Annotated in this window: 10 protein-coding genes; 2 read left to right on the top strand and 8 right to left on the bottom strand. The window is 46.7% G+C overall.

Annotated features, from left to right (window positions below; genetic code table 11):
- The first annotated feature begins 584 nt into the window (after positions 1 to 584).
- Positions 585 to 1,301 carry a tetratricopeptide repeat protein gene (locus QUA80_RS32140; RefSeq protein ID WP_333428976.1) on the top strand — a complete coding sequence of 239 codons (717 nt, stop codon included), beginning with the start codon at positions 585 to 587 and terminating at the stop codon, positions 1,299 to 1,301.
- Positions 1,298 to 1,528: an Osc7112_2153 family protein gene (locus QUA80_RS32135; RefSeq protein WP_333428975.1), complete on the top strand. Its 231-nt coding sequence runs from the start codon at positions 1,298 to 1,300 to the stop codon at positions 1,526 to 1,528. Before QUA80_RS32140 ends, QUA80_RS32135 begins: the two co-directional genes overlap by 4 nt.
- A gap of 277 nt (positions 1,529 to 1,805) precedes the next feature.
- Here the strand turns inward: QUA80_RS32135 and QUA80_RS32130 are convergent, their stop codons facing one another.
- From QUA80_RS32130 to QUA80_RS32095, 8 genes are all read right to left on the bottom strand, one after another.
- Entirely contained in the window at positions 1,806 to 3,266 is a 1,461-nt protein-coding gene (locus QUA80_RS32130; protein ID WP_333428974.1) for an IctB family putative bicarbonate transporter, read from the bottom strand.
- A gap of 221 nt (positions 3,267 to 3,487) precedes the next feature.
- A complete protein-coding gene (locus QUA80_RS32125) occupies positions 3,488 to 4,375 on the bottom strand; it encodes a histidine kinase dimerization/phospho-acceptor domain-containing protein (protein ID WP_333428973.1) in 888 nt (295 codons plus the stop codon).
- Between the two features lie 177 nt (positions 4,376 to 4,552).
- Positions 4,553 to 5,998, bottom strand: a complete 1,446-nt coding sequence (locus QUA80_RS32120) for a 1-acyl-sn-glycerol-3-phosphate acyltransferase (protein ID WP_333428972.1) — start codon at positions 5,996 to 5,998, stop codon at positions 4,553 to 4,555.
- A gap of 186 nt (positions 5,999 to 6,184) precedes the next feature.
- The gene (locus QUA80_RS32115; RefSeq protein WP_333428971.1) at positions 6,185 to 8,191 is read right to left on the bottom strand and encodes a ribonuclease R family protein; all 2,007 of its coding nucleotides are present in this window, start codon (positions 8,189 to 8,191) and stop codon (positions 6,185 to 6,187) included.
- A gap of 319 nt (positions 8,192 to 8,510) precedes the next feature.
- The gene (gene rpsR, locus QUA80_RS32110) at positions 8,511 to 8,726 is read right to left on the bottom strand and encodes a 30S ribosomal protein S18 (RefSeq protein WP_006631377.1); all 216 of its coding nucleotides are present in this window, start codon (positions 8,724 to 8,726) and stop codon (positions 8,511 to 8,513) included.
- Between the two features lie 182 nt (positions 8,727 to 8,908).
- Complete coding sequence (gene rpmG, locus QUA80_RS32105) at positions 8,909 to 9,097, bottom strand: 50S ribosomal protein L33 (protein ID WP_333428970.1); 189 nt, start codon at positions 9,095 to 9,097, stop codon at positions 8,909 to 8,911.
- A gap of 38 nt (positions 9,098 to 9,135) precedes the next feature.
- Complete coding sequence (locus QUA80_RS32100; RefSeq protein ID WP_333428969.1) at positions 9,136 to 9,669, bottom strand: RDD family protein; 534 nt, start codon at positions 9,667 to 9,669, stop codon at positions 9,136 to 9,138.
- 105 nt (positions 9,670 to 9,774) lie between these two features.
- A complete protein-coding gene (locus QUA80_RS32095) occupies positions 9,775 to 10,017 on the bottom strand; it encodes a DUF7219 family protein (protein ID WP_333428968.1) in 243 nt (80 codons plus the stop codon).
- Between the last annotated feature and the right edge of the window lie 917 nt (positions 10,018 to 10,934).

Genomic DNA, 10,934 nt, shown 5'->3' with positions numbered 1-10,934 from the left:
TAAAGGTTTCATCTTATTTTACCTTTTTTTGTCTACCCCCTTGACAATTTGCACTTTTTCTTAACTTGTCACAAATGAAATTTGCCCGATTTTCGCTAGCAACAAAGACTTTTCCAAACAATCTAATCTAGACAAACGCACTGTTGAAGCAACGCGCAAACCGCTGACAGACCAATCATTAAGAAATACATCTGTTTGGCTGCGGGGTAAGTCCCTGCACTTCATAAACCTGGAATACGCTGTATCTCCTCATAAAGTCGCATACAGTCGATCGCCACCCCTGCACTAAGTATTATTACTTGTTTAATCGCCAACCGTCCTGCCTTTTTCCCGATTTCGACTTCCCGGTTTTTTTTTCGTGAAAATATCCGGATGGCTTGTGGAGTCTTATGAATGATTAACCTATGCTCGAATACATCTAGGTAGTGGCAGCATTACTCAAGCATTCGGCTGTGGACTTACAAACTCTTATGGAGAAATGGGCTCAATCCTGAGTCATTTCCTAAGATTATGATGCCATTAGGGTGGCAATTAAATCTGGAAAACAAAATATCGCCCAACTCTCAAGTTAAAATATGCTAAAAATGACACCATTAGCTAACATTTTCAAGGTCATTAAAGAGCCAGCAAAAAAGCATCACACCTCGAAGTGGGGAGCCTTCTTGGTGATGCTAGCAGTAGGCTTTGGCGGCTGGCAAATTGGGTTGCCGGAACTGGCATCATTTTTTAATAATATTGCGTTTGAAAACTACAAAGCCAATCGATTAGCTGATACTCAACAAGCCTATGAGTTAGCACTTGCTGTAGATCCTAAAAGCCGCACAGCTCTTTACAATTTGGGATGGCTTTGCGAAGAGGTGCAAGATTTACAGTGCGCTCGAGGAAAATATCTGCAAGCTGCAAAACTCGGTCTGCCAGCAGCTTACAGCAATCTGGCTCGCTTGTATATAATCGATCAAAAAAACTCTGCTGCTGCGGTTCACTTGCTGTGGCAAGGTTTGAAATTAGCTGAGGACGATCAAGTTAAATATTCTTTACTCAAAAATTTGGGATGGGCTCGCCTGGAACAGGGTCGATATTCAGAGGCATTGCAACATCTGGATGCAGCGATTAAACTTGATAGTGAAAGACCTGCAACTTACTGCTTAAAAGCGCAAGTCCTAGAAAAGATGAAAAAGACGAAGGAAGCGCTACCGCAGTGGAAAATTTGTCTAAAGTATGCGGATTCTCAAGAATTCGATGAGGATATATGGATAGGAATGGCACGTCAACGATTAAACGAGGAAAAAACAAATAAATGAAACGCACAGTTTTGTTTTCATCAACCATACTGGCAATTATAACGGTACTGGAGCTAAGTCAAGCCTCAAAAGCACTGCCAACTCCTTCGACTGTTAAAATTACAGTTAATGAATCAGTCGAAACGCCGTTCGACTTCAATCAATCGACTTGGCGGCGGTGCAGAGATAGAGATGGTGGAAAATATCCGTGTCCGAGATTCATCCTGCCTCAGGATAGCGAAAAATAAGAGTTATTTTCAAGAAATTTTGTAGAGTGTAACATCACCACTTTACAGCAACAGGTATGTAGTATGTAGTAGTATGCAGGGTGCGCAGTGCGCACCTGATAGCATTTGAGACTTGAGATTAAATAATTGAAGAATTGGAAACAACTTAATGACTGTAATGGTTTGCAGCTTGCATAAAGCTGCATTCTTTTTTTGAACTGGTATAATTAATAATTGCTGTGTCCGCTGTTGCTGGAATTCGCACCGGGCGGGGAGAAAACCCCGCCAGCAATTCTATTTAGTCGCCCTCCGTCAAAACTGAATCTTGCTGGGGGTGGGAGTTGCTGTAAAAACCAGCAATAATCGCCACCATCAACCACCAAAGCATATTAACTTCGGGTCGGTACCAAACTGTATCGACAAAACCGTGGGCCATCATGCCGGCTAAAGTTGCGATCGCCCCAATCAACCAAAACCCCTGATTCGATTTTAGATTTGGGATTTTAGATTTGGGCTCTTGGGATTCTTCCTCTAAAAGAGATAGGTTAAATTGTGAATCCCGCAGACTTTTTATTTGCACCAAACCCTGATTGACGGTGACTGTCATCAGCCAAAGGAAAGACATTAAACCGATAAAACCGGTTTCTACTGCAATTTCCAGCAGCACGGAATAAGCGCTCAAAGCAGTGAATTTCGGCTTCATATAAAGCGGATAAACTTTATTAAAAGCAGTGTTTCCCGGTCCAATGCCGAGAATTGGTCGATCGCGAATCATGTCAACGACCGCTGTCCAAACATTAATCCGAAAATTGTTGCTGCTGTCACCTCGGCCGATAAACATACTCGAAACTCGATCGCGCAGCGGCTCCACTAAAGCCACTCCCAAAATTAACGCCCCAACCAAACCTCCTAACCCTAACGGCAGCGCCCAAGTCCGCCAGAACCGAGGCATCAAAGGACTGTACCAGTACCACAGCAGCACTAAAAATACCACCAGTAGAGCCAAAAAACCGATCCAAGCACCCCGGCTGTCGGTGTAGCGCAAACACGCGCAATTCACCACTAGCATCGTCAATGCTAAAATTTTTGTTCCCCATCCTTTCCACACAAAAAGTGCGGCGGCGCTCAATGCAATAGCCGGCAGCAAATAGGAACCCAGCAAGTTTGGATTGCCCAAAAAGCTGTAAACTCGCGTGACATTGGCTTGAGTAGAAGTCGGATCGTTCCAAGTAGCTAATGGTGGCACTTTGTCAATCCACTGCCGCACGCCGTAGAAACTGACAACTAGAGCGACGTTCAAAAATACGGCAATTAACCACGATCGCCAACGGGGCGATCGCAAGATCCGAGCCATCAGCGCAAAAAACAGCAAATACAGCGTTAGCTTGCTCCAACCAGTAGCAGCGGCGACTTTCACCGGCGACATCGCGGTTGCGACGGTGGCAATCCCCCAGTACAGCAGAACCAACAAGTGAATCGGCGTCAAGGCGATCGCGCGATCGTCCGAAACAGTCAGCAGCACCCAAAATGCCGCACCAGCCGCCATCAATACCCCCACCAAGGCATTGTTCACAAACGGGCTCAAACCGAACGTCAGGGCCAGCAAAACAAAACCCAGAGGTTCTGCCCACTGCATTAGCCAGCTACTCTGCCGCCAACTGCGTAAAGAGCCGATCGCCAAATTTAATAAATAACTTCCACTTTGCCACTGAGAGAGCGGCAAATTAGCCAGAGTTAACTGTTGCCAAACTGAATTCATTGCTATTTTAGATTTGTACTTGGTAATCGGTAATTGGTAATTGGGAATTGGGAATTGGGAATTGGTAATTGGTAATTGGGAATTGGGAATTGGTAATTGAAAAAAGTTGAGTTATTTTTCTTCCTTTTTTCAGCAGTTACGTCCTGTAAACTGCCTCTACCTTCTACCTTCTACCTTCTTCCCTCTACCTTCTTCCTTCTTCCCTCTACCTTCTTCCTTCTTTAGCCTTCCAACAATTCCGTAGCATTGGTGCAGGGAAGCCAGAGCACGTAGCGATATCCAGATTCCGGGGCACCTTGAATCGAGAGTTGGCCGCCTTGAATTTCCACCAATTGGCAGCAAAGCAGCAGCCCCAAGCGTTCCCTGGCCTGGTAACCAGCTAACACCGGTGCGGTCTCTTCGGCATTCTCTGCCACCAAAGACGCCAATTCAGAAAACGCCAGCGTTAATCGCTGCGAACCCTGTGTCGGAAGTTGCGGTTCGACTCTGAGGGAGTCGGTTTCGGAGTTAGATGGCGAACCGCTACCCGATCCGGCCTTCAACAAGTAGTCGGTGTAGAGTTTAGCATGGGGCAAACTTTCTCCCAACCAAGGATGAAAAACCCACACTCCGATGTTGATACCGTCTTCTTTCCGAGAAACGTGGACTCGAATCACGCTGCCTGCCCCAGCAGATTGAATAATGCTAAAAATTAAGTGGTGCAGCATTTGCTGAACCTTATCTTTATCGACCAACCAGATGCGCGGCCCGGGCCCCATCGACAAGTTAATTTCTTGTTCTTGTCTGGACGCAGCAGGCGACAGGATTGTCACCACCTGCTGGCACAAAGTTTCTATATCGACTGCTGTTCGCCTCAAGGTGAAAGCGGAATCATCTAGTTCTGCGAGTTCCAAAATTTCTTCAACGAGCGATCGCAAAGACCGGCTGCTGTCTTGGATCACGTCGATATATTCTTTTTGCTTGCTGGTTAAGGGGCCGTAAATTTCTTGGTTCAACACGCTTGCCATGCCGATCACCGAAGTGAGCGGGGTGAGCAATTCCTGTGCTAAATAATTCAGCAGTTTTACCTTAATTGAGTTAGTAGACAAATCGATCGGTTTTTTAGTCATCGGTAATTTTTATTGGTTCATTGTCGAGCGAGCGTTGGCGGTTCATTAGACCTATGCCAAAAGTTTATAACAATCTGTTTACATTTCAAAAAAGAAAAATTTCTGAAGAAAAATATATATTGCTTCTTGCCTCGAATTTCTTCATTCTGCCCTTGAACCTCTTCCCGATCTGACTAATTAAGATTTAATCATTGCTTCTAAAGCTGATTGCAAATCTTGAGTGAGTTCGGCAACTGCTAACCGGCGGCTGGTTTGATATCCATCCCAACGATCGCTCACTGATATCGGTTCGCCCACGGTCATTTGTACTTGCTGTTTGCCCAACTTGGGGCGGCCGAAAGGATTTCCCCCTTTGATGCGAGTTAGTACGTCCCACAGCAGTAAAGTTGTTTCTGCCAAACGTTCTGCGGTCAGCTTTTCTTGGACGTACCGGCCGGTGACGGATACGAAACTTTCTACAAGTCTCATATGCCACATCCGAAGACTTGCTTCTTCAGCGAGGCGATCGGCTAATCCTCTTTCTAAAGCACAAAGTGCTGCAATATCTTTGATATCTTCTCTATAAATATACTCCCAGCCTGCTTGTTCTAGACGGCGGCAACGGTCTATCAAACTGCCTTTGGGCTTTAAGTTGAAATATTCTTCTGCTACAAGTAGCGCCACGTCTAAAAGTGCTTTCAGTCTCGCTGTAAAAACTTTTTCTGTGACCGCTTTATCTGCCTTGCCCCCCGGTATTTGCAGCGAACTTACATTCCCGGTTTTTGACAGGAAATTTTGATGATAAAAACGGGTATAAAACTGCTCCATTACTTCTAGTAAATGGCTGCCCAATCTAATTAGGCGCATATATTGGAAGTTGTGATTTGGGTCTGTTGAAGCTGTGATTTTGGGAGGATAATTGGCGTTATTGCTACTATCTAATGGTGGCAATCCGCAATCTATTTCTAATTGAGTTAAAAGTTTTTCTAGGGGTTGCCAAGGTGGTTCGACATAGCGGTATTGAATGCCGATCGGCACAATTACAACTTTTTCAGTGCGTCCGGCTTTCAGCAAATCTTCAACGCACCAGAAGCCCATTTGAGCAACTCCCGGTTCCAGGGGGCTAACTATTTCATTGTGACCGTTGGTGGCGCCTTCTGGGGCGGCGGCGATCGGAAATTGGCTGTTGGCAAATAAATTACGGGCAGATCGCAATCCGACGCGATCGATTTTGCCGCGCACAATCGGAGTGCCGCCGAGGTGGGAATACAGCCAGCCGACGCCGGCACCGGCCCAGAGAGGAATGCCGCGATCGTAGATAAAGTGGGAATGTACGGGAAATTTTAGGGGAATGCCTTTGGCCCGCGCCGCCTGGGGAACGAGTTTCCAAATTAGTTGTCCCAAACAGTAGGGATCGTTTGAGTTGGGGTGGCGGAAGGCCAGCAAGAAGCGAACTTTCTGATTTTGAAATTGGTGGAATAGTTCGGCGAGGGTTTCGACGTTTTCGGCTTGAACGTGGCTGATACTCGTCCGAAATCGCAGCCACCAGGGGAGTATTTGCTGGCAGCCTTGCATCACTAGCGGGTTGTAGGCTGGGGGTATGAATTCCAGCGGCGGCTGAACTTGGCTAATTGAATTGGGCATTTTGTGATGTTAGATTTTAGATTTTAGATTTTAGATTACTAGGCTGCGGTAAAAATTGCCAATTTTTACTGGTTTTCTACTCGATCCAGAATTACGTACAAAAACTAAACAAACTGGGTTTCCAGCCCCAGGTTCGTAAATCCTGTCACTAAGATTTTCGCAATCCAAAATCTCAAATCTCAAATCCTATTGTGCTGCTTCAAAAATCATTTCTTGGAAGTTAATGACATCCGATCGCGGATCGCAGTGTGTGACTTTGACTTCTAGCCGATCGCCTATTTCGACCGATCGACCAAATCGCATTGCCAATTCTAAACCCAACTCTTCCAATAAAATCAATCCGAGATTGCTGTCTTCCCTCAGCCAGCGCAGCATTAAAGCTTCCCAAACTTCATCCGGGTTACGCCGCAAATATTCCAATCCCCAATAGCGGTTAGTTTGGCGTTCGACAGTGGATGCTTCTTTAACTGCGGTGCCGAGACACATCACAATGTCCTGTATTTCTTCAGCCGAAAAAGGCAGTGGTTCGCCCCGCAGGTGCGCTTTGATTTGGAAGTGAGTCAGCAAGTCGGTATAGCGGCGGATTGGGGAAGTAACTTGAGTGTACAATTCCAAACCCAAGCCGGCGTGGCGTCCGGGGGTGAGGCCCATTTCGCTGCGGGGCATACAGCGGCGCACGGCGCAAGCGCGGGCGGGGCCGGCAGGCACGGCCAACAATTCTTCATCGGGAGGGAGTTCGGGCTGTGGCTGATAGCGGTATGGTATGGGCAGGCTGTGAGCTTGACCGTAGCGGGCGGCTACTTCGCCGGCTAAAATCATCATTTCGGCTACTAGCATCCGGGCTGTGGAGTCGTCGATGACGTAGATTTTGATGTCGTCGCCGTTGACTTTGATGACGGATTCTGGCATGAAAATGCTGATCGCGCCTTGGGCTTCCCGCCATTTTTGCCGCAGTTTTGCCGCAGAGGCGATCGCTGCTATTTCCGGTTCTGCTTCGATTCCCAACTCCAGCATTTCGTCTACGTCATCGTAGGTCAAGCGGTAGGTGGGTTTTACGGTGCTGATGTGGATGCTGTAATCTTGAGCCGCGCCGGTTTCGTCTAAGGTGACGCTGAAGCTGAGAGCGCTGCACTCTTGACCTTGAATTAAACTCATCGGCCCGGTTGCCAAAGCTGAGGGAAACATGGGGATCATTCCCGTGGGCAGGTAAACCGTAGTGGTGCGCTTTCTGGCTTCGAGGTCGAGTTCGTCTCCGGGGGATAGCAGGCGGGTGGGATCGGCGATGTGTATCCACAGGCGCTGCTGGCCGTTTTCGAGGAATTCTAAGCTGAGGCCGTCGTCGATTTCGGTGGTGCTTTCGTCGTCGATCGTGTAAACCTTGAGATGAGTTAAATCGAGACGATTTGTGTCGGAGTCGGTTGGGGGATTTTCTAGGCAGCGTTGGGCCACTTCTAATACCTTTGCGGAGAATTGTAGGGGAATTTGGCTGCGCCGCAAAAACAGGTTTTCGTGGGTACTCCAGAGGCCGAGCTCGACTAGGAGGCCAAATGCTGCTTCGGGGTTTTCGGACCGTTGTAAGCTGGCTAAAGTTTCTAAGGCTGGGGTGCGGTGCGTTGCTTCTTCTCCGAGGATGGCAAAGCGTTCTAGGGCGTCGAGGCGAGTTCGATCGCTGTGTTCCCAATCTACATTTTTTCCTGCCAGCCGCTGTTTGACTCGATCCCAAAATCCTTGGGATTCTTGGTGTCGCTGCTGTTCTACTTCCTGCTGGTGTTTGATTTCGGCTACTTGGGCTGCCGGTCGCGGTTCGTAGCGATCGCCCTTTTGTTTGAAATACAGCTTATCTGTTGATAGCAAACAGTAAGCAGCGTAACACTGGGCCGGACTACTCTGAGAAAATAGCAGCTTTGCCAGGGATTCGGGATCTGTCGTTTCTCCGTCACCGACTAGGAGTTCCCAAGCTACTTCCAAACTCGACGGATCTGAGTAGGCTTCTACTTCTTTGAGAAATTTGGGAATATCGGATGGTTTGTAAGTTTCTCCGACTACTTCGTAGGTGATTTGTTTGGGCGGTATGCTGTGCGGTTGACCGTTTTCGTCTACCACCACCCAGTTTTTCTTGCCGTCGGGGCGATCGGCAACTGCCAGACGGCGGTCGCCGTGCACTCTAAATTCTACTAACGTTCCCTTCTCCACTTGCCAGCTTTATATTTGAGATTTTGGATTTTTACAGTAGCCACTTATCGAGTTTCGAGCTTGCGATTTTAGATTTTGGATATTGGCAATTTTTCTGGTCAATTGTGAAAGTTAAAATCTAAAAAGTTGTTCTTTTTATTGCTTATTTTTTAACTTTTGACTTGTGATTAAGACTTGCGCCGCCGCGACGCTCAACCCTATTTCGCGATTATTATTTCGCTGCATTCTTGCTGCACTCTTAATGACAGAAACACCGCAGTTGTTTTCGCGCAAGTCTTATTCCCAGTCCAAAATCTAAAACCCAAAATCCCAAATCCTGTTAACCTTCTTGGTTTACGAAGGGCATCAAAGCTACAATTCTTGCTCTTTTGATGCTTCTGGTCAGGTCTCGCTGCTGTTTTGCAGTCAAACCGGTAATCCGGCGGGGCAGAATTTTACCGCGTTCTGTGACGTATTTTTTGAGCAAATCGACATCTTTGTAGTCGATCGGGTCTCCTGGTTTGATGGGCGAAACGCGCCGGCGAAAGTAAGTCATGGTTTGTCGTTTGTTTACTGTTGTTTGTTGACTGTTGACTGTTGACTGTTGACTGTTAGTTGCTAGCCGTCAGGAAAGCATTTGTTAGTTATCTGCTTTTCGCAAAGCAATATCAATTGCCAACAACTGATGACTGAGGACTAATCACTAATAACTGAGGACTAATCACTAATGACTAATCACTACTTGATCTCTTTGTGGACAGTGTGCTTGTTGCAGTGGGGGCAGAACTTGTTTAGTTCCAGCCGCGCCGTCGTGTTCCGACGGTTCTTGGTGGTGGTGTACCGAGAAACGCCTTTTGAGCGTTTGCTTGCGTTTGTACGGCACTCAGTACACTCTAGAGTAATTATGATGCGGACGCCTTTAGCCATAATTCTAAATAAATTTCGACTAATTTAAACACAATTTATTATCTTCTCACATTGCTCTGCACTTGGTCAAGCAATCTTCTAACTTTGATGTCGAGGGAGTAGCCGCGGCGGGTGCCGACGACGATCGTCCCGCCGATGCGATCGTGGAAAGCTTGGGGAAATCTTTCGGCGGAGGTGAGGGCAACGCTGCAGTCGATCGCCAGGGGCAGCATCAGCAGCAAGACGGCGGCGTTGGTAGATGTGAGTCCCCGTATACCTGCGAAGGCTAAGGCGGCGCAAAGGCCCAGCAATGCCTCGCGCTTGCACAGTTCTTGCAGTCCGGGAGTCCGTTGGAATCTGGTATCGGCAATTTTCATGTCTAAGGCCCAGCGCCCGAGACTTTGACCTTGGTTTTTCCTGACGATGGCTACGCGCAGGATCAGCCACAGCAGGACAAAAAATATGGTTTGGACGATCGCATTATTGCCCAGAAGCAAACTGGGCAGCCCAACTGCGATTCCGTCGATGCAGAGGGCCGCGGCACGGCGGCCGACGGATACTTTGGGAAGGAGAGGAACTAGGTCGGAACTCATAGGCAAAAAGGTCGATGCCACTAGCTACTTTTTCATCTTAAGCTGTGGAATAATCGATCGGCATCCATGGCGCGTAACTCTACTTCCCACCCAACCGCTAATTATTCAAGCTGAAAATGGATTTTCGCCAATTCCCAACTGCTTTTTCGACTGTTCCACCTGTTCCCACAGTGTTTGGATCTGAGTAAATGCCTGTTCCACAGAGATTTTACCGTTCGATGTCAAGGAACTGATGTAACCCACTCGCTGAGAAAACTCTTGTAAATTCGCATTAAATACCAAATTCTCTGGCTTTACTTCACCGTAATAGCGAGTTTGAGGATATAAAAAATTTGAATTTGCTACCATTGCTTTAACCTCGCCTGAAAACTTGTTTCCTGAACTAATCAATATTATTATAAACCGCGATTACCTTCTAAAGTTGTGCTGTAAGTAGCAGAAATCATGTGACATTTGGCGATTTTTTTTGTGATGGCAATTACACGGGCAGATGAGGGCGACAAAAACCTCAGTAATTTCACCTGTACAAGTTACGCAGGCGGGTCAATCGATTTTAGATTTTAGATTTTAGATTTTAGAATTGAAGCATTGACTTGCGCGAGATAAATTCGGATGCTTGTTTATCGGATACAGGTTTTTAATTTCTCCGTCCTGAGTCTGCTTTCGGAATGAATCCGGAGACCTGTATCCTGGATGCTTGCGGTCAACAACTAGGTTTATGCCTTAAGGCTTATAACTTCCGATTTGGCGTCCAAACCAGGTTTTGGTTCGTCCAGGACTGACTTATTGAAATAAGTGACAAAAAAACCCAAAATGGATAATATTATTGCAAACATAAATAGTGAGACTTTTAGTAAAGAACTGCATAATGTCTGCAAATGCGGGTCAAGCGAAGCTATCCCGAAGGGAATCGCCCCGTCCCAAACTCCTGAAGCGGCAAGTGTTAATCAGACTTGCCCTCGCCGTAATTGCTGCTGTTATCGCCTTCAGCATTCCTAATACCATTTTTCTAAAGATGTGCTAGAGATAAAGAATGTAAGATCCAAGACCATCCTGTGAGAAAACCAATGACATTATTTGTTAAAGATGATAAAATTTCCTGAACTTTTACGCGGAGTTCGTCAAGATTACTAAAGACTAACCAAGCTAAAAATTCTTTGATGTATTCCCACACTCTTTCTGTTGGATCCCACATTCCGCACCCCCAACTGGCACATAGGCAGATGGAGGGGATAAAAGTGAATCATCCGAGATAATAAGTAACC

Source organism: Microcoleus sp. F4-D5 (assembly GCF_036704885.1).
Lineage (GTDB): Bacteria > Cyanobacteriota > Cyanobacteriia > Cyanobacteriales > Microcoleaceae > Microcoleus.
Note: the sequence above shows the minus strand (reverse complement) of the source record. Positions and strands in the feature narration are given on the sequence as shown.